46 protein-coding genes and 1 tRNA gene are annotated in these 25,029 nt (G+C 35.9%); 5 read left to right on the forward strand and 42 right to left on the reverse strand.

The annotated features are described in order from the left end of the window. Positions 1-328 precede the first annotated feature (328 nt). The 5 genes from EBF12_RS12025 to EBF12_RS11170 form a co-directional block, all read right to left on the reverse strand. Positions 329-802, reverse strand: coding sequence for a hypothetical protein (locus tag EBF12_RS12025; protein ID WP_244196502.1), 474 nt, complete (start codon positions 800-802; stop codon positions 329-331). A gap of 117 nt (positions 803-919) precedes the next feature. Continuing rightward, the gene (locus tag EBF12_RS09540) at positions 920-1,564 is read right to left on the reverse strand and encodes a UbiA prenyltransferase family protein (RefSeq protein WP_121727440.1); all 645 of its coding nucleotides are present in this window, start codon (positions 1,562-1,564) and stop codon (positions 920-922) included. Between the two features lie 2 nt (positions 1,565-1,566). Further along, positions 1,567-2,487: a hypothetical protein gene (locus EBF12_RS09545; RefSeq protein WP_157979100.1), complete on the reverse strand. Its 921-nt coding sequence runs from the start codon at positions 2,485-2,487 to the stop codon at positions 1,567-1,569. An 84-nt stretch (positions 2,488-2,571) separates the two neighbouring features. Then, complete coding sequence (locus EBF12_RS09550) at positions 2,572-2,913, reverse strand: hypothetical protein (protein WP_121727442.1); 342 nt, start codon at positions 2,911-2,913, stop codon at positions 2,572-2,574. 22 nt (positions 2,914-2,935) lie between these two features. Further along, the gene (locus EBF12_RS11170; RefSeq protein WP_157979101.1) at positions 2,936-3,088 is read right to left on the reverse strand and encodes a hypothetical protein; all 153 of its coding nucleotides are present in this window, start codon (positions 3,086-3,088) and stop codon (positions 2,936-2,938) included. Positions 3,089-3,156: 68 nt separating this feature from the next. Between EBF12_RS11170 and EBF12_RS09555 the strand changes: the two genes are divergently transcribed. The 5 genes from EBF12_RS09555 to EBF12_RS09575 all read left to right on the forward strand — a co-directional run bounded on the left by EBF12_RS09555 (position 3,157) and on the right by EBF12_RS09575 (position 7,147). After that, the gene (locus EBF12_RS09555) at positions 3,157-4,098 is read left to right on the forward strand and encodes a hypothetical protein (RefSeq protein WP_157979102.1); all 942 of its coding nucleotides are present in this window, start codon (positions 3,157-3,159) and stop codon (positions 4,096-4,098) included. Further along, positions 4,088-5,839 (forward strand): ATP-dependent DNA helicase, encoded by a 1,752-nt coding sequence (locus tag EBF12_RS09560; protein ID WP_157979103.1) that lies wholly within the window; start codon positions 4,088-4,090, stop codon positions 5,837-5,839. The genes EBF12_RS09555 and EBF12_RS09560 overlap by 11 nt, the downstream gene beginning before the upstream one ends. After that, positions 5,839-6,132, forward strand: a complete 294-nt coding sequence (locus tag EBF12_RS09565) for a DUF3240 family protein (protein ID WP_244196503.1) — start codon at positions 5,839-5,841, stop codon at positions 6,130-6,132. The genes EBF12_RS09560 and EBF12_RS09565 overlap by 1 nt, the downstream gene beginning before the upstream one ends. Positions 6,133-6,609: 477 nt before the next feature. After that, on the forward strand, positions 6,610-6,789 hold the full coding sequence (locus EBF12_RS09570) for a hypothetical protein (RefSeq protein WP_034589525.1): 180 nt from the start codon (positions 6,610-6,612) through the stop codon (positions 6,787-6,789). Positions 6,790-6,865: 76 nt separating this feature from the next. After that, on the forward strand, positions 6,866-7,147 hold the full coding sequence (locus EBF12_RS09575; RefSeq protein ID WP_121727445.1) for a hypothetical protein: 282 nt from the start codon (positions 6,866-6,868) through the stop codon (positions 7,145-7,147). Between the two features lie 105 nt (positions 7,148-7,252). Here the strand turns inward: EBF12_RS09575 and EBF12_RS09580 are convergent, their stop codons facing one another. From EBF12_RS09580 to EBF12_RS09760, 37 genes are all read right to left on the reverse strand, one after another. After that, entirely contained in the window at positions 7,253-7,960 is a 708-nt protein-coding gene (locus EBF12_RS09580; RefSeq protein ID WP_121727446.1) for a helix-hairpin-helix domain-containing protein, read from the reverse strand. 136 nt (positions 7,961-8,096) lie between these two features. After that, positions 8,097-8,603, reverse strand: a complete 507-nt coding sequence (locus EBF12_RS09585) for a hypothetical protein (RefSeq protein WP_121727447.1) — start codon at positions 8,601-8,603, stop codon at positions 8,097-8,099. A gap of 110 nt (positions 8,604-8,713) precedes the next feature. Beyond that, positions 8,714-9,112: a hypothetical protein gene (locus EBF12_RS09590; protein ID WP_121727448.1), complete on the reverse strand. Its 399-nt coding sequence runs from the start codon at positions 9,110-9,112 to the stop codon at positions 8,714-8,716. Continuing rightward, on the reverse strand, positions 9,102-9,344 hold the full coding sequence (locus tag EBF12_RS09595; protein ID WP_121727449.1) for a hypothetical protein: 243 nt from the start codon (positions 9,342-9,344) through the stop codon (positions 9,102-9,104). Before EBF12_RS09595 ends, EBF12_RS09590 begins: the two co-directional genes overlap by 11 nt. Positions 9,345-9,396: 52 nt before the next feature. After that, entirely contained in the window at positions 9,397-9,720 is a 324-nt protein-coding gene (locus EBF12_RS09600) for an ImmA/IrrE family metallo-endopeptidase (protein ID WP_121727450.1), read from the reverse strand. After that, positions 9,701-9,940, reverse strand: a complete 240-nt coding sequence (locus EBF12_RS09605; protein WP_121727451.1) for a hypothetical protein — start codon at positions 9,938-9,940, stop codon at positions 9,701-9,703. Before EBF12_RS09605 ends, EBF12_RS09600 begins: the two co-directional genes overlap by 20 nt. Then, entirely contained in the window at positions 9,928-10,149 is a 222-nt protein-coding gene (locus tag EBF12_RS09610; RefSeq protein WP_121727452.1) for a hypothetical protein, read from the reverse strand. The genes EBF12_RS09605 and EBF12_RS09610 overlap by 13 nt, the downstream gene beginning before the upstream one ends. An 8-nt stretch (positions 10,150-10,157) precedes the next feature. Continuing rightward, on the reverse strand, positions 10,158-10,490 hold the full coding sequence (locus tag EBF12_RS09615; protein ID WP_121727453.1) for a hypothetical protein: 333 nt from the start codon (positions 10,488-10,490) through the stop codon (positions 10,158-10,160). Between the two features lie 2 nt (positions 10,491-10,492). Beyond that, positions 10,493-10,846 carry a hypothetical protein gene (locus EBF12_RS09620; RefSeq protein ID WP_121727454.1) on the reverse strand — a complete coding sequence of 118 codons (354 nt, stop codon included), beginning with the start codon at positions 10,844-10,846 and terminating at the stop codon, positions 10,493-10,495. Then, complete coding sequence (locus EBF12_RS09625) at positions 10,843-11,262, reverse strand: YopX family protein (protein ID WP_121727455.1); 420 nt, start codon at positions 11,260-11,262, stop codon at positions 10,843-10,845. Before EBF12_RS09625 ends, EBF12_RS09620 begins: the two co-directional genes overlap by 4 nt. Positions 11,263-11,293: 31 nt before the next feature. Next, a complete protein-coding gene (locus EBF12_RS09630) occupies positions 11,294-11,797 on the reverse strand; it encodes a YopX family protein (RefSeq protein ID WP_121727456.1) in 504 nt (167 codons plus the stop codon). 1 nt (position 11,798) lies between these two features. After that, complete coding sequence (locus EBF12_RS09635) at positions 11,799-12,299, reverse strand: YopX family protein (protein ID WP_121727457.1); 501 nt, start codon at positions 12,297-12,299, stop codon at positions 11,799-11,801. Between the two features lie 9 nt (positions 12,300-12,308). Next, positions 12,309-12,557, reverse strand: coding sequence for a hypothetical protein (locus tag EBF12_RS09640; protein ID WP_121727458.1), 249 nt, complete (start codon positions 12,555-12,557; stop codon positions 12,309-12,311). A 14-nt stretch (positions 12,558-12,571) separates the two neighbouring features. After that, complete coding sequence (locus tag EBF12_RS09645) at positions 12,572-13,006, reverse strand: hypothetical protein (RefSeq protein ID WP_121727459.1); 435 nt, start codon at positions 13,004-13,006, stop codon at positions 12,572-12,574. Positions 13,007-13,090: 84 nt separating this feature from the next. After that, positions 13,091-13,363, reverse strand: coding sequence for a hypothetical protein (locus tag EBF12_RS09650; RefSeq protein ID WP_121727460.1), 273 nt, complete (start codon positions 13,361-13,363; stop codon positions 13,091-13,093). Between the two features lie 118 nt (positions 13,364-13,481). Beyond that, positions 13,482-13,751, reverse strand: a complete 270-nt coding sequence (locus EBF12_RS09655) for a hypothetical protein (protein WP_121727461.1) — start codon at positions 13,749-13,751, stop codon at positions 13,482-13,484. Position 13,752: 1 nt separating this feature from the next. Continuing rightward, the gene (locus tag EBF12_RS09660) at positions 13,753-13,977 is read right to left on the reverse strand and encodes a hypothetical protein (protein WP_034588126.1); all 225 of its coding nucleotides are present in this window, start codon (positions 13,975-13,977) and stop codon (positions 13,753-13,755) included. A 168-nt stretch (positions 13,978-14,145) separates the two neighbouring features. Then, positions 14,146-14,379, reverse strand: coding sequence for a hypothetical protein (locus EBF12_RS09665; RefSeq protein WP_034588123.1), 234 nt, complete (start codon positions 14,377-14,379; stop codon positions 14,146-14,148). Then, positions 14,376-15,116 carry an endonuclease gene (locus tag EBF12_RS09670; RefSeq protein ID WP_121727462.1) on the reverse strand — a complete coding sequence of 247 codons (741 nt, stop codon included), beginning with the start codon at positions 15,114-15,116 and terminating at the stop codon, positions 14,376-14,378. Before EBF12_RS09670 ends, EBF12_RS09665 begins: the two co-directional genes overlap by 4 nt. A 21-nt stretch (positions 15,117-15,137) precedes the next feature. Then, a tRNA-Ile gene (locus EBF12_RS09675) sits at positions 15,138-15,214 on the reverse strand. Between the two features lie 9 nt (positions 15,215-15,223). Then, positions 15,224-15,535 (reverse strand): hypothetical protein, encoded by a 312-nt coding sequence (locus tag EBF12_RS09680; RefSeq protein WP_121727463.1) that lies wholly within the window; start codon positions 15,533-15,535, stop codon positions 15,224-15,226. Positions 15,536-15,546: 11 nt separating this feature from the next. After that, on the reverse strand, positions 15,547-15,786 hold the full coding sequence (locus tag EBF12_RS09685; RefSeq protein WP_034588114.1) for a hypothetical protein: 240 nt from the start codon (positions 15,784-15,786) through the stop codon (positions 15,547-15,549). A gap of 191 nt (positions 15,787-15,977) precedes the next feature. Next, positions 15,978-16,238: a hypothetical protein gene (locus EBF12_RS09690; protein ID WP_034588111.1), complete on the reverse strand. Its 261-nt coding sequence runs from the start codon at positions 16,236-16,238 to the stop codon at positions 15,978-15,980. A gap of 8 nt (positions 16,239-16,246) precedes the next feature. Continuing rightward, positions 16,247-16,567 (reverse strand): hypothetical protein, encoded by a 321-nt coding sequence (locus tag EBF12_RS09695; RefSeq protein WP_034588108.1) that lies wholly within the window; start codon positions 16,565-16,567, stop codon positions 16,247-16,249. A gap of 4 nt (positions 16,568-16,571) precedes the next feature. Beyond that, entirely contained in the window at positions 16,572-16,973 is a 402-nt protein-coding gene (locus EBF12_RS09700) for a hypothetical protein (RefSeq protein ID WP_121727464.1), read from the reverse strand. 3 nt (positions 16,974-16,976) lie between these two features. Continuing rightward, complete coding sequence (locus EBF12_RS09705; RefSeq protein ID WP_034588102.1) at positions 16,977-17,192, reverse strand: hypothetical protein; 216 nt, start codon at positions 17,190-17,192, stop codon at positions 16,977-16,979. Positions 17,193-17,526: 334 nt separating this feature from the next. Next, positions 17,527-17,844: a hypothetical protein gene (locus EBF12_RS09710; protein ID WP_121727465.1), complete on the reverse strand. Its 318-nt coding sequence runs from the start codon at positions 17,842-17,844 to the stop codon at positions 17,527-17,529. Between the two features lies 1 nt (position 17,845). Continuing rightward, the gene (locus EBF12_RS09715; RefSeq protein ID WP_121727466.1) at positions 17,846-18,490 is read right to left on the reverse strand and encodes a hypothetical protein; all 645 of its coding nucleotides are present in this window, start codon (positions 18,488-18,490) and stop codon (positions 17,846-17,848) included. A gap of 169 nt (positions 18,491-18,659) precedes the next feature. Beyond that, positions 18,660-19,163, reverse strand: coding sequence for a hypothetical protein (locus EBF12_RS09720; RefSeq protein ID WP_121727467.1), 504 nt, complete (start codon positions 19,161-19,163; stop codon positions 18,660-18,662). Between the two features lie 251 nt (positions 19,164-19,414). Beyond that, positions 19,415-20,029, reverse strand: a complete 615-nt coding sequence (locus tag EBF12_RS09725; RefSeq protein ID WP_208630980.1) for a sugar-phosphate nucleotidyltransferase — start codon at positions 20,027-20,029, stop codon at positions 19,415-19,417. Next, complete coding sequence (locus tag EBF12_RS09730; protein ID WP_121727468.1) at positions 20,016-20,354, reverse strand: hypothetical protein; 339 nt, start codon at positions 20,352-20,354, stop codon at positions 20,016-20,018. Before EBF12_RS09730 ends, EBF12_RS09725 begins: the two co-directional genes overlap by 14 nt. Before the next feature lie 8 nt (positions 20,355-20,362). Beyond that, complete coding sequence (locus EBF12_RS09735; protein ID WP_121727469.1) at positions 20,363-21,118, reverse strand: thymidine kinase; 756 nt, start codon at positions 21,116-21,118, stop codon at positions 20,363-20,365. A gap of 90 nt (positions 21,119-21,208) precedes the next feature. Next, on the reverse strand, positions 21,209-21,418 hold the full coding sequence (locus tag EBF12_RS09740; RefSeq protein ID WP_121727470.1) for a hypothetical protein: 210 nt from the start codon (positions 21,416-21,418) through the stop codon (positions 21,209-21,211). A gap of 10 nt (positions 21,419-21,428) precedes the next feature. After that, on the reverse strand, positions 21,429-22,547 hold the full coding sequence (locus tag EBF12_RS09745; RefSeq protein ID WP_121727471.1) for a hypothetical protein: 1,119 nt from the start codon (positions 22,545-22,547) through the stop codon (positions 21,429-21,431). A 108-nt stretch (positions 22,548-22,655) separates the two neighbouring features. After that, a complete protein-coding gene (locus tag EBF12_RS09750) occupies positions 22,656-23,171 on the reverse strand; it encodes a phage antirepressor KilAC domain-containing protein (protein WP_121727472.1) in 516 nt (171 codons plus the stop codon). Positions 23,172-23,182: 11 nt separating this feature from the next. Beyond that, positions 23,183-24,205, reverse strand: coding sequence for a hypothetical protein (locus EBF12_RS09755; RefSeq protein ID WP_244196504.1), 1,023 nt, complete (start codon positions 24,203-24,205; stop codon positions 23,183-23,185). After that, complete coding sequence (locus tag EBF12_RS09760; RefSeq protein WP_034588786.1) at positions 24,202-24,456, reverse strand: hypothetical protein; 255 nt, start codon at positions 24,454-24,456, stop codon at positions 24,202-24,204. The genes EBF12_RS09755 and EBF12_RS09760 overlap by 4 nt, the downstream gene beginning before the upstream one ends. Positions 24,457-25,029: the final 573 nt, after the last annotated feature.

Below are 25,029 nucleotides of genomic sequence, written 5' to 3' on the forward strand. Positions count from 1 at the left end.
TAACTCATCAGCTAATCCTATATTAGCTAAAACAGCCATACTGATTCCGGCAATGAAAAGTAATTTTTTCATTCAAATGCTCCTTTTGTAGTGTAAAATGTGGTTATTCGCCCAAGGGCTCCAAAAGAGAGACTTTTTTTAAATCGCACTTTTGCAACTCTTCTAATATTTTTTTTGCAGAACAAATCATAAGAGACATTGACTATAGTGAATCATACTTGACAAAAAGAAGTAGGTTTGCCCAAGAGGATAAGAACTCTCTTGACAAATTTCTAAACGCAATTATATATTAAGACTCCACGATATTACAAATATATATTTTTGTTTTTTAGATTCCCAAGATACGAGACATTTCTTCTCGCATACTCATATCCTTTGTTGCACTCTCATATAAGGCAAAGCCACCTTCGTTTTGTTTTTTGTCCCCACAGCTGTCCCAGCTAATGTCCCTGATAATGCCTTCTTTATATGCGAGAAACATTAATGCCTTAACCACCGCATCGTATCTATTTCTAGCAGTTTTGCAAAAGCTAAATTCGCCTACTTCTGCTTGTGGTTCAAGTGAGAATGTCTCACAGCTTTCGTCGCCAAAGCCATTAATCCAAATGCCATCGTTTGCAACATAGTCTTTCAAGAGCTCTTCGTTAAGCTCAAACACGCCAAAAGATGTTTCACCATCGCCACTAGCAAGCTCAATACCTCTGTCAAAACCAAGTCTGCAGATTTCTCTTGCCATTTCAACAAATTCATCGCTGAATCTATCTTGCTTTTTGCTTTGAGTCCAATAGTTTGTATAACCCATTTCTACGCTCCTTTAATCTTTGTATGTGCGTATTATAGGGAGATTCGGGGTTTGTTTCAAATGGGATTTTGCTGTCAAAGAAGGAGTTGCAAAGAGCATTTCTCCTTTGTTAGAAGCTTATTTTATTTGCCGGAGAATCTGATTGTAATTCTCCATGAGTTTATTCTCTTGTTTCTCTTTAGTGGCTTGTGCTGTTTTTCTAGTTTCGTTTCTAGCTTCAATTTTAATTCTTTCCTCTGCAAGAAGCTTGTCAAACAATATACCGCAAAGCTCTCCCTTAAATTCTTTGTCAAAACAAACCGCTAGCTCTGCTGGAAGCTTAATGTATTCCTCAAAAAAACCAGCCTTCAAGCTTTCTTCTGTGATTTTGCCTTGATCTATCAAATCTTGAATAATCCTATTTTCTTGTTCTTGCAGTTTGATGTAAGGAGTTTTATAAGCAAAAACATCAAGGCTAAGTGCTATTAGAATAACAGGCAACAAAAACCAAGGCATCTGATTAGTTGCTTGGGAATAAACAACACCAAATGCGACACAAAAAACCAAAGCTACAATAAACAAAGTGCTTAACAGGGTTTGATGTTCTATCACAAATAGAACAAGCTCTATATTTGTGTTGTTTTTATATGAAATATTAACCGCTATTTCAAAGGCTATTATTCCATATAGAAAAATTATGGGTGCGAGCACAATTAGAATGCTTCCTATTGTGGCTAGAATGCCTCCTATTATAGCTTTGTCATTTGTTTTTTTTGCTGTCATTTTTACTCTCCTTCACTGCTTTGTGGATTAGTTACACTCTCCATTGCCTTAGCCTTATCATATCGTTGTAATTCCCCAAGCTCTTTTTTCCACTCCTCTAATTTTTGTGGCTTCCACTTTGGTGGTATATAGTTTCCTAATACAATCTTTTTAGGATTATAACACTCTATATTTTCTATTTGATTTTCCAAATAATCCTTATATATATTTTTATCTAAATAATTATTCTTTAACTTTTCAATAACTTTTTCTTTTAGCTTTTTATTTTTTGTGCTAATAAGCATAGGGCTTTTAAAATCATTTCCCAGCGTTAAATTTTTAAAAAGCAAATCCTGTTTTCTAGGGGCTCTCTCATAGCCTTTAATTTTTCCATTTATATCTCTAAAAGATAAATGTATCGCAGTGGCTTTATCTTTTAAGTTTTCTATGCCTCCTAAAACCACATACCTTTTATCAGCAAAAATGTCTTTATATTTCTGTGTGTCTTTCGCCGTCTTAAAGAGTTTAAATATTTCATCGCTAAAAAAAGCATATTGCCCCTCCCCATAGCCATCTACATATTCATCCCCTCTTTTTGCTATATGGAAAGCTAAATAGTCGCTCAACTCATCTATATTATTTTTAATGATTTTTACCATTTGCGCTTTATTTTCTGCGGTTTTAAGCTTCTCTATAATAGGTTTAAAGTGTTTCGCAATGGCAGGGATAATTTCATTGTCCAGCATATCCCTCCTTTTAGCTCCTTCTATTTCATCAAACCATTTTAAGCTATTAAATCGTTCGTAAAGTTCTTTGAGATTAGCTTCAAAGTGTTCTATACTAGAATCCACTTTTTTCGGTGTGTTTTGTGGGATAATGGCGCTAGAGTTTAAGTGGCGTGCCCCTTTAGCAGAATCGTTAGCGGGTGTCGCCTTACCTTCCACTTCTCTGATGATTTCTTGCGTGATTAATGTCGCCATTTTATATTCCTTTGTCTTATGATGGCACTACAACAATAGGCAGTGCTTTCAAACAAGAAAATCTTGGTTGTTTTGAGCATTTCGAATCCACCTACAAACTTCTTGAATAGCCTCTTGTTTATTAGTTCCAAAATCTTTAGCAACAATAGCACCTTCTGAAACTTGAGAACCAAAGTCAAGCTTCAAGCCATTTTCAGTGAAGCCTATCACTTCGCCTTGTATTGCCTCTGCGAAATATGTCTTGCTATTTTTTTCTAGCGTTTCAATTATGCTGAATTTTAGTATTCCGCCAAAGAGAGAAGCTACAATCACTTCTTTTGGATTGAAGCCTTCTTGCTTTAGCAATCCTTCCTCTAAGCGTTGGCTGATTTTTTGTTGTAGTTTTTCCATTTACATTCCTTTTCTTTCTAAATTATCCGCCTAATCTCATAAGCACAAAAATCACAAGGGTTGTAATCACAATGCGCTCAATCCATTTTTTGATACGAGCCTTTGTTTCTGGCGTGAGATTTACTCTTTGTGTCATAAGCTCTTTCAGCCTACTTTTCTTATTCTCTTCTTCCATTTTCTACTCCCTTTTTATATTATGCGTGTATTATATGGGAATGTAGCGATATTTTCAAGCGAGTTTTTTTGAAACAACCTTTGTTTTGGCAGAAACCATTGTTTGAAAGTTTGTTTTGGAATAGGACAATACGCAAACAAACATTCCGCAAACATAATTTTAGTTCAATTTCTACAAAAGGTGGTATTATGCCTATTAATGTCGTTCCTGCGGCTAGTTTTTTGCTTTTGCAAACGCTAGTCTTTAGCCCAACTTCTCTTAGGGCTGGTGAGGGGTTAAGTCTAAGTATAGCTCCTGCTTACCAAGCCTATGTTTATAGTGAGCCTAGCGTTATGTCTATAAAAGGACAAATGAAGGGCTTTACAGGAGCGTTACAATATGCTTTTGAGGAGCACAGACATTCTCTTAGAGGGGGTTATTTCTTTGGGGAGGCTATGGAATATACAGGAGGCAAATGCTCTGTGGCAGATCCTTCGCAATGTCAAAGCCTTATTGCAGATTCTAATGATAAATATTACTATGGAGAATATATCAGTCAATGGCTTTTAACTATGGATGGGAATCCGCTTGTATGGTTTAATGCTGGTGCAGGATATAGGGAGCTACACAACGATGTTAATGAGGCAAGTGCCTACAAAAGAAAACAGAGCTATATTTATGCTGTGGCTGGATTAAGCCTAGAACATAAATTTTTAGAGAATGCAGTATTTTATACGAATTTTTATGGGCGGTATCTTATTCGTGGAAATAACACAAGCTCTACAACAGGCATAGGTTTTGATGAGGATCTAAGATTTACGCAGAAAAAAGGCTATGGGGCTTTACTTGAAGTCGGTGTAAAGTATCGTATGTCTTATGTGGATTTTGGCGTTGAATTGTATGCTGATGGCTGGTATGTAGAGGATTCAAATCATATAACTGCAACTATTCAGGGGGCTAGTGTTGGTGACTTTGTAGAGCCACTTAACTATACGGCAGCCATAGGTGCGCGTGTAATTCTTGGGATATGAAATATTTGTCGCTAAAGTTAAGGCTTCAATAGCCAGAATTAAAGCTGGAATCCTGTATTGTATGTATGAAAAGGTTCAAGGGGCTGGGGATACATTTGTTGAGCGCAATCTTCTTTATTCTTTTGCACGAGAAGCCTTAGAGTGCAAAGAATATTCATATTTGGATTTGCCTATAGATGACACTATAAACGATTTGATTGCAGAGAACAAACTGCATGTAGAAATGTATGAAAATACAGAATGCCTTTTCCTAAAAAACACATTTCTTAAGGAGCAGTATATCCTTGAAACTTTTAGGCTTCAGAAGGATAGAAAGGCGAGTATTTGCACCATAGAAGAAGCGGAAAACTACCTTGCTGAGTTTGAAAAAACACACAACATCACATTAAGCCAAGAGCAAAGAGAGGCGGTTATCTCCGCACAAAGTGGAGATAAAATCATTGCTATTACAGGGGCTGCTGGAACAGGTAAAACTTCTGTTTCTAAAGCCATATTAGGCTTGTTTGAAAAGAAATATGGCAGAAACAATATTGTATGTTGTGCTTTATCTGGCGTAGCCGCCGCTAGAGTTAAAAAACAATCTGGCTATGAGTCTTCAACCATACATACGCTCTTAGGATATGATATTATCAAAAAAGGCTTTGCAAGGAACGAGGAGAACCCTATTCCTGCAAATGTGGTCTTACTAGATGAAGCTTCAATGGTAGATCTTTCTATATTTCATAGTTTGCTTAAGGCTATAGATTTTCATAAGACACATCTTATTTTGCTTGGCGATTCAGCCCAGCTTCACCCTATCGGCTGTGGCGAAATCTTTAATGATACGCTGGATTTTAACTTGACTAAAAAGATTAGATTAACAAAAATCTTTAGGCAAGATGAAAGCAGTGCGCTCACCACACTTGCAAGTGAAGTAAGAATAGGTCGTGTCCCTGATTACAAAGGAAAAGAATATAAAGACTTTTTCTTTGGCAAGATGGAAATTCCTTATTATTGGCAGAGAATAAAGGGTATGAGCGACACAGAAAAAAGGGCTGAGAGAGACAATATCCAAGAACAAATTCTTAACTATATGAGGCGTTGTATTGAGAGGGGCAAGCTTCGTGTGGAAGAAAGATTTGGCACACAGCCCCCAAAGAATTACGAAGAGCTGTGGGAAAGATTATCTTACACCCAAATCATTACGCCACAAAAAGAAGGTATTTTAGGGGTAAAGAACCTCAACAAAGAAGCCCAAAAAATATTTAACCCTCCAGATCCTAAAAAGCCTTCATTTGAAGCTCAAGATTATACCTTTGCAGTTGGGGATAAGGTTATTCACCTTGTTAATAAAAACCTCACCTGTATTGTTAATGGTGAGGAAGATGAAAAGCGTGTATTTAATGGGCAAATAGGTGTTATCACTTGCATAGACAACGAAGAAGATGAAATCATAGTGGAATATCCAAACGAGGGATTTGCGGCGATTTATAGCATTAAGCATTTTATGAGTTCAGAAATAACACTTGCTTATGCTATTTCCATTCACAAATCGCAAGGTTCTGAGTTTTCGGTTGTATTTATACCTATGACAATGAACCACGCAGGAATGCTTAATTCAAAGCTGATTTATACAGCGATGACAAGAGCTAAAAATCAGGTTATCTTTATGGGCGAAACTTATGCGTTTGAAATGGGTTGCAAAAGAAAGAATGAGCTTAGAAGAAAAACGCTCATTAAAATCAGGCAGGAGCAGAACTAATGCCGATAGAAATCTTAGCGGTTGATATTTATTTTAAGGATACACTCAAGGATTCTATCGTGGATATGCTCCTTGAAGATGGATATAACGACTTCTTCTATATACACTGCTCCAAATACGCTTCTGGCTCATTATTGCAAAGTGCTTCGGAACAAGTCAGCGGAAGGCAAGAATATGGGCTTTTTAGAATGTTTTTAGATGAAGACAAGACAAAGTTCATTACCAACAAACTATTTCAAGCCTTTGGCAAAGAAAATATGCGTGTCTATACATACAAAACTTCTCAAGCCTAATTTCAATTATTATCAAAAAAATTGTTGCTAAAAGTGAATGAGACTCTGCGAAAGAAAACTAAATCTTTTGCAGAGTACGAGTAAAGGAGTATCCTAATGATTTCAACCTCAAAAGGATTTCTTTTGTGGATTGCAACACAAAAGAAAAAGGTAAGCAAGTTGTTTAGAGTCTAACATGCTTTTTTGCACAAACGACTAAAAAATAAAGGAATGTCTCATGTCTAAACACTTATCGTGCAGAAAAAAAGGCTGACAACGACACGAATACCATCTCAAATTGCGAATGGGTGTGGGGGTGCAATTTTTTGCTTCAGTAAAAAAACAAAGAGATGAAAATTCAATGTCTCACCTATGATTGTAATGCTAGAAGGTAAATGAAAAACGATCTCTACGCACAATAATGCTTGATTAATGTTTTTTGGTTAGGATCTAATCTGCCTACTAACAGGCACATATTATGAAAGGAGGAGCGATAGTATGTTTGGTTTTGGAAACAACAATGACAAGAATAGAAGCTCAAATGGCAACAATAACAATGCTAGGCGAGATGATAGAAATAACCAGAAGCCACAAGGGCAAGGTTATGGCAACAATAATGCCAACAACAATGATAAAAACAAAAAACAACAAGGCGGTATCGGCGGATTTTGGAGCTGAGTAGTCTATACTTGAAGCATAGTAGCAAAATATTGTAGAATGTTTCTTGCTAAAAAAATATGCTAAGGAAATAACTATGGAGCCAAGTTTGTCGTTAGAGACACAAGTGAATTTTTTTAATGCAATGCCTCTGTGGGGCAAAATGCAAATTTTGGAAAACTTATCATTTAAAGCCGATGGTTTAGGCAGAGGTGTGATTCAGCAAGGTAGCTTCGTTTCTAAAAAGAAAAGCTATCCTATCCAAAACATTATCGCCAAACTCAAAGGCAAGAAAATGAAAGAATTTACAATGTATTTGAAAAATACCCCACAAGAGAGCAATGTAATAGGTGTTGTTGTCTCTGCCTCTTTGGAATAATTTTTTCTTTGATGGCTTTAGACAAAAAGAGTATGATCCCAGTATTTGGGCTAAGAATAGGAGGTAAAGATGAAGATGGTTAAAGATATTGTATTGATTGGCATTCTAGCGGCGATAATGTTTTTGCCTATATATTACATAGCATTTGAAATACTTAAAAACGCTGGGTATGCCTGCTGGGTTAAAGCCAAGCTTCAAAGCTACCTCATCGGCTTTTTTAAAGCCAAAGCCTTTGATTTGTGTAAGAATGTATGGGTTTTCCATAACCTTTTTTACGCTTTCTTCCTTAAAAGAATCATAGATTTTTTTAATGGAAGTGTTGCTTATACCATAGGGTGCGAGCATTCCTGTCAATTCTCTTAAATGTTTTTTACTCGCCCAAGCTTCTACAATATTATCAGCCTTCTTTTTCTTAATGCCTTTGATATTAAGTAATGCGCTTGGGTGATTTTCTATAACATTTACAAGGTTATCCCCAAAGCCCTGCATAAGAGCTTCAGCATTTTTCTTACTGATACCACTTGCAACTCTTGTAAGAAAGTAAAACATTTCACTCTCTTTGTTCTCGTGGATAATAGAATAGGCATTAAATGCAAATTGCTCTCCATAAGGAGTTTGTTTTGGAGCACCAAAAAAGCAAAATCTATGATTTAAAAAAGCTTTTTCAGAGCTTGTTTCTTGTATGTCATAGTTGCCTGTTAATGTGATAGACTTACCATTTTCGTCTTTTGCATTAAGCACCAAAAAACCATTACTACCAGCATATCTTATATGCGTAGGAGTAGCTATGATTCTGTCAATAGTCGCAGACATTTTGACACTCCTTATGTTTCAGTATAGCGGTGTTTCAAAAGTGTTTTGAAATATATGCGGACATTTTAGCTTAATTTTTTTTGAAAAACAAATAGAAAGTTAATGAAAAAAGAAAATTGAATAAAAAAATACACACTCAATCCTGCACAACACATTCTTCAATGTTTTGTAGCTCCTTTTCTGTGCAAAAGCCACTTATATCGGCTCGCACTATAGCTTTTAGCAATGCAACAAGCCTATTCTTTGTTTCTTCGCTAGGCTCTTTGCACTCCATAGTGAAATCAGAGTTTAGCTCTTGAATCTCTCCTGTAAGCTCATTAGTGAGAACATTGAAGGAGTAACCTTTGTATCTTATGATTGAATTGTCCTCTGAAGTCTCAAATGGCTCATTGTCTATTGTTTCGTTGTAGAGATCTATGAAATAGCCATCAACAACAATATTTCTCAAATCTACAATCTGGGAAAGAACCTCTTCTTTATTAGAATAGTTTTCAGCAAGGCACTCAAGATGGGTGTTATGTAGGTGTCCTAAATCATCATAATAGAGCACAAGTCCTTTGTTTTCGCCTGAAGAGATGACTGCAATACTCTCACTCAGTAACAATATATCAGCACCATACTGATCTGTGCCTATCTTTTGCATACCTTCTCCTTGATATTAAAATCAAGGAAGTATAGAACCAACAACAAAATAGAATGCAAATGCAAGAGCTACAGCAATGATAGATAGCAAGGCTTTGAGAACTAGCAATCTCATTGTGTCTCCTTCGTCTTTTCTCTGTTCTCTAGATTCTTTTGTATTTGGCTTTTTTTGTTTGCTTCATCTTCTGTCAGAAGAAGAGAACCCTCAATATAATTCAAATACTTCAAGCAATCATTTCCCGCATATTCGGTTATATCACACAGCAAAAAACCTATTGTAGCCTTATTTTCAAGCTCTTTCATTTGTTGCGGTGTGATTTTTGATTGAAGCGTTTGGAGATACTCTTCAGCAGGTTTTTTGTAAAAGCCCATAAACATAGGCAATAATGCTAGAGTCCCCATAATACTAATAAAATAGCTCCCTAACAAAGAATAGAGTATGCCAAAGATTATGGACAGAAACACGCCATAAAGCCCAAATAGACTAGTATCTAAAAAATCAACCGACATTTTCGTTCCTTTTTTTTGAAATTTTTTTGATTAATGCGGATAGCTGAGTGCTATCACATTTCACAAACACAAAATCTCCATTGTTGAGTTTAATGGCAGACTCGCCATTCAAGATAACATAACTATCAATATCTGCAAATGCAAAGAATATTTCATTTGAAGTTTTCACTTCTTTTAGTAGAACTCCTTCGGTTTTTGTCTTTAACTCATAGAGATGTTGTCGCAAACTCATTATTTCTTTAAGCCTTGATTTGCTTTTTCTACAAGAGTTTTTTTATTTTTACTCATAAAAATAAAAAACCTGCTAATGCAAGTAAGCCACCGCCTACTAATGCTGTTGAAGCAGAGTCGGCGATATTTTCTATATTTTGCTTGTTTGCTTGTATAGAATCATAATCCAATCCTAACTCATCAATCCTATTACACACCTGTCCTTTTGGCACACAGAAAAAAGTAGATAGCTCATCTATTGTGTAACCTTGCCCTACCAACTCTTTAAACTTGCCTTCAGGCATTAACAAACACCTTGCAAAATAATCCGCTTCTTCTTCTCTTATATCCGCACAAGCAGTGTGTATTGCTGTTGGCTTAAAGCAAGTTAGCTTCATTTTTATCCTTTACTTCCTTCTCTAAGGCTTCTATGCTGCCTTTTAAGCCGTTTAATTTTCTTTCAATTTCAAGCGAAGCAATATCTAAATGTTTTATTATTTCAAGGGATATAAGTTTTGTAATTCCCTTATTATCCTTGTATTTCTCATTTATATACGCTCCCAGCATATTTGCTGAAGTAAGTTGTAAATCACTTATATACTCATCTAAACAAAACATTGCTTATCCTTTAATTCCTTTTCTAAGGCTTCTATCCTATTTTTTAGCTCCAAGTATTCTCTACACATTAGAGATTGAAAATTCACAAGCTTATCTAATAGCTCTCGCTGTGTTTGTAGATTCTGCTTGTAGGCATTCCTTGTGTTCTTGTAGTCTAAGCTTATCTGCTCCAAGCCTAGCCACTTTTTTATTTTGTCTTTAATCATCATCTTGCTCCTTACTCTACATCATATCTACTTAAATCTATAAGCCCTTTGCGCCCACCTTTTTGCCTATACACTATAAAATCATCGCCGATGGTGTAGCTTGTTATCACGCCTTGTTCTATGTCTTCCTGCAATGCCTTTTCTACTTCGCACATAGTAACTTCGTGTCTGTGGCTAGTCTCTAGCAAATCAAATGTGTTTATGGGTATCGGTGGGGCTTTTTTGCGATTTAGATACACTCTTATAATTACGGCTAGAATCTCATATACTATCTGCCCCATAAAATACAGCCCTATGGTAAAAAGTGCTATGCCTAAATAATCCCCATAAGTTAGTGCGTTCATTTCTACTCCTTGCTCTCTTGTAGATATTTCTTATAAGCCTTTATCTCTTTGCGGTGTTTAATAAGGTAGAGATACAAAAGCCTTATGCGTTTTCTTGCATAAAAGCAGCGTTTTATCACAACGATTGGGAATAGTGTAAAATACAATACACATTTTATGAGATTTACAAATATTTCTAATGCTTCTAACACTGCTTCTTTTAGCTCAAAAATAGGGAGAAAAATCTCTTTTAGATTATTTCTCACACTGACTTTTGGGATAGCTCTTTGATAATGCTCTATCCTATACTCACCAAGCTCATCGGTTTCACCTAATGCTTCTGCAAAGTCTTTGATTGTGGATTCTTTTAGCTTCATTTACTCTCCTTTAACAACTCCGCGTTCTCGTGTATGTTGCCAATAACTTCCAGCTTCCACTCTTTAGATTTAATAATGCTTAATGGCAATTCCACATTACGCTCAAACAAAGGCTTCCCGTAAAATTTCATAATATTACACACCGCCTTATATTTTTCATCGCCAAACACAATGAAAATATCTCCGTCATAAAGTTTAACGCCATTTACATCCACAAGTCCTGTCCATAGCTCTATCTCGCAATCATCAGGGCACATAGGTTCGCCATCATAGTATGCGTGCAGCACACTTTCAACTTCCCCATTATCCTGCTGTGGATTAGAAAAGTTTATACCTAGCTTCCAATCCTTACTCGCATAAGTGAGAGTTTCCTCGCCTTTATCCCAAATCCTAAAATCAAATTTTGCCAACTTCATTATTGCACCTCCACTTCATTGTTTTCACACTCTAATATTTAGGGAATCCTTTTGAATCATACATATCCCTATACTTAGTTTTAATAAGCACTTTTTCTGTTTTTAACAACTCCGCATTCTCGTGGATATTGCCTAGCACTTCTAAGCACTCTAGCTTTTGGTTTGTGTAGCCATTGCTTCTATTATCATATATGCCTTGTAAGCGTGTGCCACAATCCACTTGCAAATCCTTTTCTATGCTTGTATCCACAATGTAGAATGTGTTTTTCTCAAACACTGCTACTAGCGGTCTTGTGTTTGAGTCATATTTAACTATATCCCCCTCGTATATCTTTGTTCCTTTACTATCATAAAATCCACTCCATAGCTCAATACTGCCATTTCCATTATCTATAAACTCGCCTAGTCTATACTTGGCTTCATCGCCATACAAAAAAGGCGTGTTACAAACGCACTCATCATTGCTACAAGAGTTATAGCCCCCTTGCTTATTTTTAGGTTTTGCAATTCTAAAATCAAAGTCTTTTAGTTTCATTTTACTCTCCTTGTAAATTTGGTAGCAAATCAGCATTCTCGTGGATATTGCCTACGACTTCAAAAACAAAATCTCTAATTTTTTCTAGTGGATAGGCAATTCCTTGAGTAGCAATATCATAGGCATCAAATACAAAAGGCTCTAATTCTGTAAGTTTTATTATGAAAGGTTGTGAGATTAGAAACTTTATATCTCTTTTTCTATGTTTATCATCTAGGTAAAGTGGAAAAAATTCTGCTTCTTTGTTCTCTTGTATCAAAACAATATCCCCCTCGTATATCTTTTTGCCATTCTTATCTCTCATACCGCTCCATAGCTCAATTTCTAAATCATTACCATTTCCTATAAACATATCTGCAATATCTGCAGTATTTGCATAAAATCTTGAAATTCGCCCAGCAATCACTCTTTCGTTATCTAATTTAATTAAAGTTGGCTCTTGCTTTAAAAACGCTTCTTTAGTTTTATCCCAAATCCTAAAATCAAATTTTGCCAACTTCATTATTGCTCCTTACTTACTCGCAACTATACGGCGTGTGCTTAACTTTATAATATCAATAGTCTTGCATTCGCCCTCACTTCTTGCCCATAAATAACCCAAATTTTGCAATCTAAAAGTCAAGTCTATAATATCACTATTAAGCCTATCACGCTCTCGCATTAGTTTGGCTATTTTTTCAGCTAAATTATCAACTTCTGGCATATTGTCTGCTATTTCTAACAATGTGTTAATTTCTTGTTGTGTCAGTATATCTGCCATTTTCTACTCCTTTCTCAAAGTGTAAATGTTACAGGTGTCTTTTTATTAAGCTTTAGATATTCTTTTAGTTGATTACCCAAGCTTAATGTTTCTAACAAAATATTTCTGCGTGGCAAAACATTCTTTTTCCCAATTTCTGTAAGGTCATCACCACTATCCCGATTCTCATTAAAAGAAAATTTATAATCTGTATTCATAGATACATCTTTAAAGAATTGATACTTAGCCCATACAGATGATTTCTCATCTTTAAACATACTATGCTTATCAGTCCAGCTATTCTTATCCTCCCAGAGATTAGTTGTAGCCATTGAAATCCAAGCACTTATCATTTCTCTCTCTAATGTTCTTTCACCTCTAGGATATTTTTCAGATAAAGACAACATCTCATCTCTAAGCTCAAATACTTTATTCCAAGTTGTTACAGGTTTTATGTCAATCAAAATCATTTTACATCTCCCTTATTAATTTGTATGCGTGTATTGTGAATTACACTCACTTCTATAAGTGGGGGGCGATTCACTGTCTTACTCCTAAAAATCATTAGCCACTATCAAATTTGCCGCTTTCTCTACCATTTTCTCTTTATCGTTATCAAAACAATATCTCTCTACTTCTTTTCCCAAACTAACACGCACAACATTGTCGCTTGTTATTTCTTGAATGGAACTGCTTTCAAAAAGCACAATGTAATCTTCCACAATATACATTTCCAAACCGCCCACATTATGGATACGCCTCCAAGCTCCCTTGGCATCTTGTATCCTCTCTTTCACTTTAGCTTTTACTTCTTCAATTCTACTCACTTTTGAACTCCTTTGTGTTTTTGTATGGGCGCATTATAGAATATTTAAAGAGTGCTTTCAAATGAGATTCTAAGAGAAGGGCTTCTCTCTTGATAGAACAACTAATATGTTTATAGCTTCACGGCTGCAAATATTGCGACATATCATCATGCGCAATATTCGCCCATACTATCAAAACAACAAAAAGAACAGCCAAAAGAATATGGATTCTTATAGCTACACTCAATGTCAGTGCCTTTTCAATGTCTCCATTTCTTTTTGCGAGAATAAGAAGCACTAAGAAAACGACACAGGTAGATATAGATACTGCGGTCAAATTAGCCATCAAAAATGAATGCTCTATTACAAAGCGATAGAGATACACTTTTAAGGTGAATAACAACTCCATACTACTCTCCACGATTGTCAAATATTGCCTTGATTAAAGCGGTATATTCCGATTCTTCTTCATATTCAACAAGTGCCATACGCCCATCTTTCAACATAATGCCCGGTTTTCCTCCTAGAATAACAGGCTTACTTAACTCTTCAAAAAACATAAACTGCTCTTGTTGCGTTTGGCTATCTATGAAGGTTACTCCTTGTTCTTCTATTCTAAATTTTAATGTTCTCATTCCTTTTTCCTTTCCTTTTAAATAGGGCGAAATTCTACTTAAAAGGGAATATTTTTGCAAACTAAAAGAACAAAGAAAAGATAGAGCATAACAGAACAACAAAAACTATGGCTACACAAGTGAATGCCAAAGCTTCAAGGCATTTTTCTGTTTTTTTGTTTATTGAGTTTAGTCTATAATCTTAATTCCAACCTCAACAGTCAGGAATGTTGAAAGAATTTCAGTTTGCAAATGCGTATGGCAATGCGGACATTCAAATTCCTTATCTACTCCTGTCCTGTATGGATATTCTATCATCTCTCCACAAGCGATACATTCGCCACTTGTCGTTGCATTTAGCGTATCTACATTGTATGCCATTGTATCCTCAATCCTACCATCTGCGGCTAGTCTATAATTCATTTTTTCGCTCCTTTGTATTTCTTTTTGACTTTTTCAACCTTTTCAAGCCATTTTAGCTCATCCTCTTTTGCCGGATACTGCTTATCCCAAGCTTCCATGAGCTTAAGCTCGGAATCCGACATTTTAATATTGTGCTTGTCGTGCATATACAAGTATGTTCTTGCAATCCAGCCCTTAATTTCATCTCTTGGGTATGCTTTTTTTCCTGAGATTTTAAACTCGCATTCTCCATATTGCCCCTTAAGACTCTCATCTTTGCCTTGTTGGGCGAATCTGAAATTGCTTCTATCCCCATTAATTTCACCAATGGCTGGAACAAGGTTTCTAATGTCGCCTTCCATTAACCTAAACTCTGGGGATACTTTTTTACAGCATTGTCTGCCTTTAAACTTTTTACCTTTGCTATCTACGCATTCCTCATCTCCATCTCTCCAACAAGCAAATTGTCTGCCGAAATTCTCTGCAGGGACAATGTGCTCCCACTCAATACGATGAGTTCGCTCATTTTTTTTGCCATTTTTGGTGTATGGCTTTTTTGGTGTATAGGTTTTACATAATGGATCAACCACAAACCTTTTGCCAAGTTTTGCGTATTTACAACCGCAGTAAAAAGTCGTTTCTTGCCCCTTAAACACTTCAGGTAAGAGCCTCTTAGCCTCTTCAAAACTATCTATCTCTTTTGCCTGTATCGTGCTAAAACCAAGAACACAAACAATAGCCATCAATACTTTATTCATCAATAAATCTCCTTTTACTTATGGTGGATGTAGCAGGACTTGAACCTACAACCAACCCGTTATGAGCGGGTTGCTCTAACCATTTGAGCTATACATCCAAAGTTATCCTATCTGCGCTTTGATTGTTTAATCTTATAGGTTGAAAGCACTTGTTTGAAAGTGTTTGGCGTATGCCATTTTGACTTTTTGCTGTCTCTTTCAAAGATTATAGTGCCTTGAACGCTTGTTTCAGATTTTTCAAAACTGCAAGTGAGATGTTGATAATCAGGGCTTAATCTAATAGATACAGCTCTATGGCTCCAATCATCAAAGCAAACCTGACTTTCGCTTTTCCAATAGAAGCCATACTTGGTGTTTCCAAAACGCAAGGCTTCTTTTTTTTCGCTAAGAGTTAAAGAGTTGAAATCTTGTGCTGTCATAAGAACATCCTCTACTCAGCTCTTTCAAGCCTAAGCCTGAATTTGCCTTTGTTTTTTATGAGAAACTCGGCGTGCTTATTATGCTCTTCTAAAAGAAACATTACTGTTGCTTTGATGGCATTTTCTGTGATATTTATGCCATTTTTGTCATAAAGCTTCTTTTGGCTTGCCGAAATATAAGCCTCTCCATAGCATATTTGATTCTTTTTCTTATCAAAATACACTTCTTTACCCAAATAAATATTGCTCATATTTTACCTTTCTTAATGTAGTTTTTGATAATATACATAGACAAGCAATGCTAATAAAAGCAATGCCGCTGGCAACTGAAAGAAAAAACTTTTTAAACTATCTTGCGAAAAGCATTCTTTGAATGTTCGCGATAGCTTATAACAAATGAATTGCAAAAATTTTTTCATCAAGCCTCCGTTCTTTTGCTTATCTATGCGAAATGATACTCTTTATGCCTCCCACTTTTCAAATCAGCTTCTGCTTGAGACAAAGCCATTTCACAAACTTTTTCAAGACTATGTTTATCCATATTCTTTCTAACTCCTAGCTGGACTAGAGAAAAATCCTTATCTGAAGCCTTTACAAGAATATAGAAGCTTTTTTCATTGCTTTGCGGAATCCTTTCAACAAAGCTCTCAGCCGAGAGCTTTATGTCTGTGTTGTTATGCCTTATTGTTTTGTGTTTTAGCATATAGCCTCCTAAAGATAATTATCCGCAAAGAATGCTTCTTCATCAGGATCTTTTAATCGCTGTGATAATCTTTGAACGCCTCTGTCAAAGAGAGAAAGCAGCTCTTCCTCTGTCATACGAGAAGTTTCTATGGCTTCATCCATAACAAAGCAATCAGGGTTGCTTTTTTCTTGACAACCCTCAATCATCATACAAAAGCATAGATCATCATACTCGTCCAAATGCACTTTAGCTGAAACATTATAGTGTCCTTCGTTGTCTAGTCTAGGAATTTCTACTTCGGGGAATTTGAAATAAATCATTTCTAACCCCTTTAATACTTTACCCATTTTTTTATCCTCCTTGTTGTTGGGCTTTATTTATGCCTTGCGAGATACACTCTTTAACATAAAACATTGCATTGTTTTGCACTTCTAGTGCTGTTTCTAGGGTTTCTTTATGTAGCTCTAGCATTGCTTTTTCTGTTGTCTGATCTTTGCAATTAGTTATTTCTTTCTCTATGAAGGCTAATTGCTGTTGCAAATCATATTTTTTCTCAACAACTTGCGTGAATATATCTGCAGGTTTAATATGGCTGAGATTCTCGCTACTAAGCATTTCTACCTCTTTTTTAACATTTTGAACGACTTTGTGAATTTTTTCCGTCCTCTCTTTTGTAAATTTTCTTGCTTTTTCTTTTTCTTTAGCCACAAAAAACAAAAGTCCAAAGGCAACAATCACAAAAGCTACTTCCATTTTCTAGTCTTTCCTATCTTGATTATTCTCTTTTTCTCTAAACATGTAAATATTTATGTCTTTGTCTTTCCTAAACTCTTCTACAATGGTTTGAACTGCTAAACCAAACAATGCCAAGAATATGGAAAAAGGTGGATAAGCCACAATCGCTATAAGCAAAAGCGTATGAAACATAACTAATGCGAGATGATCTTTTATGAACAATAAAATGCCACTCATAAAGAAACTCCTTTTTTTGTTTTGTTGTTGTTTTTTAAACCAATGGGAGCAAGTAAATCCAAATTGTAAAAGGTTTTGCTTCCAAACAATTTTGCCTTAAGAGAACGCCGTCCTTTTTATACTCTACCCAGAGTTTTTTTTGGCAGTTTTTTATCACTTCTTTTCCCATTTTGTTTATAAGTTTGTCACAAGTTGTTCTTTACTTGTGCTGGTTACGCACCACTCTATAAGGCAAAAAAAATCTTTCAGGGGTGGGGACCGCCGCTGCCCACTCGGGTTGTCGTTTTTTGGAAGGTTTTATTCTCATCATATACAAAACCCCACCCCCTGTATCTTATCCGCTACAATGCAAAGCTTCTTCTATGCTTAGTCCTCTTCGGATTCTCTTTCGCACAGTCTCCACACTCACTTGCAAATCATTGTCCTTGATATATTGTGCCAATGTCTTGTTTTTGTAAGTATATTTTGGTCTATATAGTTTATGGCTACTTGCATAGAAAAAGGCATCCTTGTTATTTTGTATGTCCTCTTGCCTGATATACAAAGAACAGCCGTTTTTAATTGCTTTTCTAGCCATAGCCATAATCTTAGCCTCTTCTGTCTTGTATTCTAGCTGTGTTGCTATATTTTTTAGGTTGATTATTTTTGCCATACTATATCCTACATAGAAAATAGTTCGCACCATACCATTTGGCATATTCCAGCACGGCTTCCTTTTCGTTGTGATATTTTACAGATACTTTGTATATATTTTCAAGCTCTAAAACTTCGTAGTGCTTAAGGTTTGTATCTGCCTCTAAAATATTATATAGCTCATCTATATCATACACGCCCTTGTCTTTGATGAATTTGTCAATAGATTCATCATACTTTCCTGTTCTTGAACTAATTTCTTTGATTGTTTCAAGCATGCAGAGATAAGGATTAAAACCAAGCATATAGATACAAGAAAATGCCAGCTGAATTACCTTTTCAAAAGCATTATTCATAAAAGATAAAAGCATATCCTCTATGGTATCGTGCATTTTTTGCTCTTCAAAGTTTGTGAGCGCAAGATTATCAAGTGGAATTTCAGTAATATATGAGCTCACATTGTATGCGTTTAACACAAACACGCACATATCACAGAAGGCATCCACTCTTTCTACATTTGTTTTTGCACGATAAAGCTCCGCTACTTCCTCAAAGAAGTTGCCTTTTAATCCAGCTCCTTGCTTGCTTTGAGCTACATGTCGCTCATCTCTCCAAACTTTTAGCTTTGATTCTATATCAAGAATTTGCCCTTTAGTAATTATCATTTATTAACTCCAAATTTAGTGTAAAAAAGACAAAGGGGGGACGCCCTGTTTTATACTCGCCTGAGTTTGCGTTCAAAATTCAATGCCCCCTTTATCTTAGGCAAAAAAACCTCCCTGTTCAAAGGGATTGTGTAATTCTAACCTAAAATCTAAATACTTTTCAAATGAACTACACAACTCTAAACCTTACAACGATAGGTTCTTTGCCAACTGGGCGCAAGCCTAAATCTACCAAATCGTCCTCCAACCACAATATCTTTTCAATCAAATAGCGATTATTTGCATAACTACTTCGCACATATTGCTTATAGCTTAGAGGCGAACATTCTGCGTGTTCTGTCACTTTTGAGGTATCAAACTCTTTTGAGGCATTTACTCCCTCTAAAGATAAGCCTGTGGTGATATTATATTTTTCAGGCGGTTCGCTTAAAAGCATAAGCCCATAGGTAATAGACTCTGTCATACCTTCAATGAGAAAATCCATTGTTTTTTTGTCAAAGTCTAAATCTATTTTTTTGACTAGATGCCTATTGCCTTTTGTGTCGTAAATGAAGTTCTTTTCTTCAAAGGCTCTTTTATCTTTGTCAAATACAAGTCCCGGTTCCATTTGGATTGTTTGGAATCGCTCCAAGTCTCCCTGCAATTTGTTTATTGCTCTAAGCTCATCAATCATTTTTACTCCTTTTTTTTGTTGTTTTTGGTTGTGGCGTGGGGACCGCCGCTGCCCACTTGGGTTTTTATTTCAAATAGATAGTTGGTTGCCGATAATACACATACCCCACGCCAAGCTTCAATCAAGCACGATAGATAGAAGCATAACCAACAATATCAAGCCAAAAATACAGACAACAAATATTGGGAAAAACCATTCCTCTATAAGCGTGTATGAGTCAGGCTTTTTCTTGTTTATCCTCGTGCGCTTTCTCATGCCATCTCCTCAAACTCTTCAAACAAACTAGGCTGATACAATCGCTCTCGTTTAGCGCTTGCCTTCTCGCCTAGTGATTGATCGTATTTTTTTAACGATGCAAACATTAAGGATAATGGCAAAATGTCTTTACAGAAAAATGCACTCCCAAAATATGTAGCCTTTGTGGTTTCTTGCATATTGCCCCTTGTATGGTAATCCACTCTCAAATCAAATGCGAGAATCTGCAAGCTATTTTTCATAAACATTTCCACTCGTTTTTTGCCTTGAATACAGCTCACAGGCAAAAGCATTGCAAATGGCTTGTTGAGCTCGTAACATCTTTGCAAGACCTTATCCTTACAGCTAAATGGCGGATTTGATATTATTATATCAAAGTGCTTAGGCTTGTATGTGAAAAAATCTTTGCCCTCATCAATGTGAGAATGGATTACTTCATTTCGCGTTGATAGAAGCTTGACAAATGCACTCCACTCTTTGTCAAATGGACACCAAACGGTCTTGTTCCTTGGAATATATTTAAGCAAGGGTTCAACTGCATAAAAAGGTGTCATGCACTCATCTGAGCTTTCATCGTGCCTTGCATTTAAATATGCTTTATTTATTGCCATTAGTGCATTCCTTCGCATATTCTTCGTGCAATGCCTTTGAAATTGGGGTTACCACTCTATCTATACTTTTTAGCCTTTGTATCATCACCTCAACTTGCTTTACAAAAATATCCCCCATAGGAATATCAAGCGTTTTAATCTCTTTAAGTATATCCATAAGCTCCGAAACAGCCAAAACAATTTCATCAGCTTCTTGGCGTGGATCAGGTGTTGCTCCTTGTTGATTAAGAGTGCGGATATTATCCATTGCAAACTCAGCCCTTGCAATAACCTCATCAATTCTTTCGGACAATTCAGCAAATCTTTTCAGTGTCTTTTGGTTCATTTCTTTCCTTATGCAAATGTTTTTTCTAAAATCTCTAAGCTGATTTTAGTTGGACTTTCAATCTCATAGCTTAACACAGGGTGCTTTTTTGCATATTCTAAAACCTTGTGAGCTGATTCTGCGTTAATAACAACTCTGTTACCTATTTTTTTGAGTGGCACATTAGCTCTGCCACGAACATAAGACTTAAAAGACTGCCTAATTAAAGGATCAGGCATAAGCTGGGAAAGATAAATATCACCATTTTCCATTATCTGCATTCTTTCTCCTTTTTTGTTTTTAAAACATTCATCGCATAAAACAAGGTAATTGTCTCCAACCAAACCATCGCCTATATGATTTAGGGCACTATTTTCTTTGCCACAAACATCGCAATGAGCAAGCAGTAGCGTTAGTTTTGTGGAATGAGCCATTAGCCTTGAAATGCTACCCCACATTCTACCAAAAACATCTGATTGCAATCCAGCGGCAATAATTGTCTTTTTGTCTCTAGAAGCAAGCAAAAAATCTATAAAGGGTTTTTCAATAAATTGAGCCTCATCAACAAGAATAATATCGCTATCTATGGGCTTTTCTCTATCATTGACAAGCTTGATGTTTGAAGTATCAATGCTTGTGTCTCTTGTAATAAAATCCCTTTTATCCCTTCTTGAACGCACAAACACTATGCTCTTATCAGGATTTTCTGCGGATAGACGAGCATATTCTTTTAAAAGCATTTTGCTTTTTCCTGCTTTCATACTTCCAAGTATCAAATGTATCATTCCACAAATCCTTTAATCTTTGCATTTTTCAAAAAAAAAGTAAAAATAATCCACACACAAGGGTATTTGAACCAGTTTCAACGGTTAAAATCATTGTTTGTCAAGTGGTTTATTTTTTGCTACCACTCTGACATTGCAACTTGCTACAAAGTCGTGGCTACAATGTCTGCAATTATATTCAAAACTTTCACCCATTGCAAAACACTCCGCAATTGCATCTTTGATAAAAGAAGCCTTGAGTTTTCTCCTGCATTTAGGACATCTCAAAAAGAAATACATTTTTTTTGGTGCAATACTCATTTTAATCCTTTCAAGCTAGATATTCTTCAGGGAACAATGAAGGCTCTTGGAACACTTTTGCCTTAGAGCTTTTGCTCTTTTTAGGTGTGCTGAATGGAGGAATTTGCCACTCATTTTTCTCTTGTGTTGATTTACTGAGAGCCTTGATTGCTATTTCCTTGTTTGGGCTCTGCAGTGATGAGCCCTGTATAAAAACATTGTCTTGCCTTTTGAAAGTAAAAATCCTTTCTTTCTTGTTGTAAGTTATACCCAAACCCTCTAACAACTCTCTGCTTTCTTCTATGCTGTTAATCACACGATAATATTTTCTACTTTGTGTTTCTAAATCAAGAGGGCAACCGACAGATTCTAAAAGCTTGTCAAGCCCTATAGTTATTTCTTTATGCGTAACAAAAAAGCGTATCATAGACTTTACAATACCGCTTTCACAGCTAAGTATTTCAGGCATAATGCTTTTATAGCATACGCTCATTTCTGTTTGATAAAATGCCACATAGCTAGGGTCAAATTCCAAAAAGAACATACCATTGCTCTCTGAGAACACAATACGGCGGATAATGTTAAAGTCAAATGAGATATTTCTTCTGCCATTCTCGCTTTTAGATTGATACTTGATAACCGTGTCTCTTATCTGCTCTAGCATTGTTACGAGCCACTCAGTGTTTCTGCTTCCTTTTTTGTCTGAATAATACTCTAAGGCTTTATTTGCGTAAAAATAAACCTGAATAGAGCCATCAATTTGCGAGTAGCTTATCTTTTCAGCACAAATAATAGCACTATCTAAAATATCTCTATGCGTTTGTGTAAGTAAAACACGCCCACGCACAAATGCTTTTCCCCAAGGTGTGTCTAACTTTCTTACGCCTTTATTTTTCTTAAAATCAAGGTAGATGTCTGAAGTCTCACTCACTTTGGTTAATGGCACAAAAATAGGGATTCTGCATTCTGTCATCGTAGGAGCAAGTGAGTGAATCTTTTTTGCAACTTCAGGCAAATGCGATACACTGGGTATTCTTGCAAATTTACTTGGAGAATACTCAATGTCTTTTATCGCATTTTTAATGATTGTTTCATCAATCTCATTGTTTTCCTCAATGCTGATTGACTTTTTTTTGTCTAAGCAATTCAATCTTTTTAATCTCCTGTTTTTAAGGCACAACAAAACTTAGCACTTATTTTGTGCTTTTGTGCTTTTAGGTTAATTCTCTTGCTTTTGCGAGATAGTAGCCAAAGAATCCTAACAAATCATTTGCACGCCTTCTTTTTTTGCAATCTCAAGGAAAGAATCTAACAAATCATACGAAAAAAGCTCTTTATTTGGCTTATTTTTCGTTTTTATTTGATTAAGGCATATCTCACTATGGTTTGTTGCCTTTAAGCTCTTTTTGGTATGTTTTTTAAGCAAAGAATGAATAAATTTCAAGCCATCTGGGAATACAAGTGTTTTCACTCTTGTTTCTAATCCATAGCTAATAGGCTTGTTTCTCACTACAGCTGTGAAATAGCCTTTGTCAATGTATTCTTGGTATGGCTGATTATTGCTCATCAAGATTCCTTCATTCCGCAAAAACGCATACAACCTGTTTTTATCCATTCCTTTAACGCCTAGAGCCTTAGCGGCTTCTTGCATGTCAAATGCTCTGTATGGTGTTTTTGCCATATCGTGAAAAAACTCCACAGCCTCTTTAGTTTGTTGGAGTTTCTTTTTAATAAGCTTGTTTTCTGCTTCTAGCGCCTTTAAATCCTGTGTCATTGTCAATCCTCCTAGCTTTCAAGCCACTTTTGGTAGGCTAAGTATGCTTGGCTTTCTCTAAAGTTTTCATTTGGAAAACGCAAGATTTGAAGCCAGCCTTGCATATAGCCAAACACCACATCAATCTTACCTTCTTGTATTTCAGAAATCAAACGAGAAACCTTGATATTGAACTTTTTAGCAAGTGCTTCAGCATATTGAATGTTCTCATAGACTTTTTCTATGAGCTCCAAACGCCTTTCATATCTTTCACTCTCTTTGTCGTGGATATAGCCTAGCTTCAAAGAACCTTTACCTAAGCCAAAAAGCTCAATAGGAAAAGAATTGCCTTTAGGATCTGAATTGTATTCCCAAGCTCTGCGGTATTGAATGTCACCATTGCTATGTTCTATTTTCACAAGTGAAGTCAATCCTTTTAGCGACAAGCCTTTTTTCTTGGCTTTCTCACAAGCTTGTTGGAAATCATCAGCGACAACAATCACACAATCCTTTTTCTCAAAGGCTTTGGCAATGTCTATTTTGTTGTAGTGTAGGTTTCCATACTCTCCTAGCTCTTTTGAAATTCCTGCATAGTCATACAAGTCTCTAGCAAATGGTGTAGCTCGGAAACTAAATTTCATCTCACGCATTGGAGAAAACTCAAAAAGATATTCTTTGTCATTAGGCTCTATGAAGCTAAAACAATCTTGACTCTTTTTAACAATGTCCCAATCCTCTTTCACAAGATGTGAAGTAGGTATGCTTGGTATATTGAATATTGAAAAATGCGAACCAAGATGAATGCTTAAGTCTGCAAGAGTATAGCATTGATTTGGAATGCCAATACTTACAGCACCATAGGTTCGTTTGAATTTTTCTTTTTTGTTTTCTCGCATATAACATCTTAGTTTTGCTGTATGGGAGATTCTTGATTTAAGCTCATCTAAGAGAGTTTTTCTTTGCTCTCTAAAAGCTTCATACTCTTGTTGTAGCTTGTTGTATTCTGCTAAAATCTTAGATGCTTTTTCATCTAAGTTCTGTCTTGATGTGCTCATTGTGCCTCTCCTTGTTTGATAAGGTTGCTGTCAAAGGAGAAGTTAGCTTTTAACCCTTCTAGCTTAAGCCACTCCTCGCTTGTGCCTTCTGTGAGCTCTGCTTCTAGCATTGCCTCCATAACGATTTCGTTGCCTTTTTTGGCAATGTTCCTAAGAATAGAAATTGCGACTTGTGTGTCGCCTTTGTTTTCTAGAATCTTTGCTGTTTCAAGTGCAAGCGAGATGATTTGATTAATTTCTGTAACTAACACTGCAAACTCCTTAAGTGGTTTTTGTGAATGTATTGTGCCAAAAGGCTTAGGCTGTTTCAAATGAGATTTTTTGAGAGTAGAAGGCTGAATAGCTTCCTTCTTTGATAGCAAAAAATATCAAGTCAAATGGGAGGTTGTGCGGAAAAGTGTTCGCGTGTGCATTTTCTTATAAAACACTTATAAATAAAATATTGAATTTGATTAACTTATAAAGAAACTTATAAAAGAAACATATTATATATATTAATGACAAGTGGGGTTGATTCACAAAATGGTGTCACAACCTTCACAAAATGGTGTCAAAAACACTAAAAAATGGCAAAAAATGTGGTTTTTGAAAAGGCGGATTTTTTCTTTGGCTGAAATTCTACTGAAAATTTAGCACCAAAGTTTGTTAGTGCTAGGCATATTTTTTTTGTGAATCATTATTGACTCTGTTAATCTTTTTCAGCTAAGATCCAACCATAAATTTTTTATTTCATTCTTTCATTAGAATCGAAATCTATCGCCTCTCAAGTATTTTAATACAGAGCGCGTTTCAGCCATCAGAGCTGATAAAGTGTGCCAAGTAGC

Origin of the sequence: Helicobacter labetoulli, from assembly GCF_003670275.1 — a bacterium.
In the GTDB taxonomy this organism is placed as follows: domain Bacteria; phylum Campylobacterota; class Campylobacteria; order Campylobacterales; family Helicobacteraceae; genus Helicobacter_C; species Helicobacter_C labetoulli.

Excerpts from the sequence above, each read along its gene's own strand:
- EBF12_RS12025 (WP_244196502.1), bottom strand. The coding sequence starts at position 802 with ATGGGTTATACAAACTATTGGACTCAAAGCAAAAAGCAAGATAGATTC.
- EBF12_RS09540 (WP_121727440.1), bottom strand. The coding sequence starts at position 1,564 with ATGACAGCAAAAAAAACAAATGACAAAGCTATAATAGGAGGCATTCTA.
- EBF12_RS09550 (WP_121727442.1), bottom strand. The coding sequence starts at position 2,913 with ATGGAAAAACTACAACAAAAAATCAGCCAACGCTTAGAGGAAGGATTG.
- EBF12_RS11170 (WP_157979101.1), bottom strand. The coding sequence starts at position 3,088 with ATGGAAGAAGAGAATAAGAAAAGTAGGCTGAAAGAGCTTATGACACAA.
- EBF12_RS09565 (WP_244196503.1), top strand. The coding sequence starts at position 5,839 with ATGCCGATAGAAATCTTAGCGGTTGATATTTATTTTAAGGATACACTC.
- EBF12_RS09570 (WP_034589525.1), top strand. The coding sequence starts at position 6,610 with ATGTTTGGTTTTGGAAACAACAATGACAAGAATAGAAGCTCAAATGGC.
- EBF12_RS09575 (WP_121727445.1), top strand. The coding sequence starts at position 6,866 with ATGGAGCCAAGTTTGTCGTTAGAGACACAAGTGAATTTTTTTAATGCA.
- EBF12_RS09580 (WP_121727446.1), bottom strand. The coding sequence starts at position 7,960 with ATGTCTGCGACTATTGACAGAATCATAGCTACTCCTACGCATATAAGA.
- EBF12_RS09585 (WP_121727447.1), bottom strand. The coding sequence starts at position 8,603 with ATGCAAAAGATAGGCACAGATCAGTATGGTGCTGATATATTGTTACTG.
- EBF12_RS09590 (WP_121727448.1), bottom strand. The coding sequence starts at position 9,112 with ATGTCGGTTGATTTTTTAGATACTAGTCTATTTGGGCTTTATGGCGTG.
- EBF12_RS09595 (WP_121727449.1), bottom strand. The coding sequence starts at position 9,344 with ATGAGTTTGCGACAACATCTCTATGAGTTAAAGACAAAAACCGAAGGA.
- EBF12_RS09600 (WP_121727450.1), bottom strand. The coding sequence starts at position 9,720 with ATGAAGCTAACTTGCTTTAAGCCAACAGCAATACACACTGCTTGTGCG.
- EBF12_RS09605 (WP_121727451.1), bottom strand. The coding sequence starts at position 9,940 with ATGTTTTGTTTAGATGAGTATATAAGTGATTTACAACTTACTTCAGCA.
- EBF12_RS09610 (WP_121727452.1), bottom strand. The coding sequence starts at position 10,149 with ATGATGATTAAAGACAAAATAAAAAAGTGGCTAGGCTTGGAGCAGATA.
- EBF12_RS09615 (WP_121727453.1), bottom strand. The coding sequence starts at position 10,490 with ATGAACGCACTAACTTATGGGGATTATTTAGGCATAGCACTTTTTACC.
- EBF12_RS09620 (WP_121727454.1), bottom strand. The coding sequence starts at position 10,846 with ATGAAGCTAAAAGAATCCACAATCAAAGACTTTGCAGAAGCATTAGGT.
- EBF12_RS09625 (WP_121727455.1), bottom strand. The coding sequence starts at position 11,262 with ATGAAGTTGGCAAAATTTGATTTTAGGATTTGGGATAAAGGCGAGGAA.
- EBF12_RS09630 (WP_121727456.1), bottom strand. The coding sequence starts at position 11,797 with ATGAAACTAAAAGACTTTGATTTTAGAATTGCAAAACCTAAAAATAAG.
- EBF12_RS09635 (WP_121727457.1), bottom strand. The coding sequence starts at position 12,299 with ATGAAGTTGGCAAAATTTGATTTTAGGATTTGGGATAAAACTAAAGAA.
- EBF12_RS09640 (WP_121727458.1), bottom strand. The coding sequence starts at position 12,557 with ATGGCAGATATACTGACACAACAAGAAATTAACACATTGTTAGAAATA.
- EBF12_RS09645 (WP_121727459.1), bottom strand. The coding sequence starts at position 13,006 with ATGATTTTGATTGACATAAAACCTGTAACAACTTGGAATAAAGTATTT.
- EBF12_RS09655 (WP_121727461.1), bottom strand. The coding sequence starts at position 13,751 with ATGGAGTTGTTATTCACCTTAAAAGTGTATCTCTATCGCTTTGTAATA.
- EBF12_RS09660 (WP_034588126.1), bottom strand. The coding sequence starts at position 13,977 with ATGAGAACATTAAAATTTAGAATAGAAGAACAAGGAGTAACCTTCATA.
- EBF12_RS09665 (WP_034588123.1), bottom strand. The coding sequence starts at position 14,379 with ATGAATTATAGACTAGCCGCAGATGGTAGGATTGAGGATACAATGGCA.
- EBF12_RS09670 (WP_121727462.1), bottom strand. The coding sequence starts at position 15,116 with ATGAATAAAGTATTGATGGCTATTGTTTGTGTTCTTGGTTTTAGCACG.
- EBF12_RS09680 (WP_121727463.1), bottom strand. The coding sequence starts at position 15,535 with ATGACAGCACAAGATTTCAACTCTTTAACTCTTAGCGAAAAAAAAGAA.
- EBF12_RS09685 (WP_034588114.1), bottom strand. The coding sequence starts at position 15,786 with ATGAGCAATATTTATTTGGGTAAAGAAGTGTATTTTGATAAGAAAAAG.
- EBF12_RS09690 (WP_034588111.1), bottom strand. The coding sequence starts at position 16,238 with ATGCTAAAACACAAAACAATAAGGCATAACAACACAGACATAAAGCTC.
- EBF12_RS09695 (WP_034588108.1), bottom strand. The coding sequence starts at position 16,567 with ATGGGTAAAGTATTAAAGGGGTTAGAAATGATTTATTTCAAATTCCCC.
- EBF12_RS09700 (WP_121727464.1), bottom strand. The coding sequence starts at position 16,973 with ATGGAAGTAGCTTTTGTGATTGTTGCCTTTGGACTTTTGTTTTTTGTG.
- EBF12_RS09705 (WP_034588102.1), bottom strand. The coding sequence starts at position 17,192 with ATGAGTGGCATTTTATTGTTCATAAAAGATCATCTCGCATTAGTTATG.
- EBF12_RS09710 (WP_121727465.1), bottom strand. The coding sequence starts at position 17,844 with ATGGCAAAAATAATCAACCTAAAAAATATAGCAACACAGCTAGAATAC.
- EBF12_RS09715 (WP_121727466.1), bottom strand. The coding sequence starts at position 18,490 with ATGATAATTACTAAAGGGCAAATTCTTGATATAGAATCAAAGCTAAAA.
- EBF12_RS09720 (WP_121727467.1), bottom strand. The coding sequence starts at position 19,163 with ATGATTGATGAGCTTAGAGCAATAAACAAATTGCAGGGAGACTTGGAG.
- EBF12_RS09725 (WP_208630980.1), bottom strand. The coding sequence starts at position 20,029 with ATGGCAATAAATAAAGCATATTTAAATGCAAGGCACGATGAAAGCTCA.
- EBF12_RS09730 (WP_121727468.1), bottom strand. The coding sequence starts at position 20,354 with ATGAACCAAAAGACACTGAAAAGATTTGCTGAATTGTCCGAAAGAATT.
- EBF12_RS09735 (WP_121727469.1), bottom strand. The coding sequence starts at position 21,118 with ATGATACATTTGATACTTGGAAGTATGAAAGCAGGAAAAAGCAAAATG.
- EBF12_RS09740 (WP_121727470.1), bottom strand. The coding sequence starts at position 21,418 with ATGAGTATTGCACCAAAAAAAATGTATTTCTTTTTGAGATGTCCTAAA.
- EBF12_RS09750 (WP_121727472.1), bottom strand. The coding sequence starts at position 23,171 with ATGACACAGGATTTAAAGGCGCTAGAAGCAGAAAACAAGCTTATTAAA.
- EBF12_RS09755 (WP_244196504.1), bottom strand. The coding sequence starts at position 24,205 with ATGAGCACATCAAGACAGAACTTAGATGAAAAAGCATCTAAGATTTTA.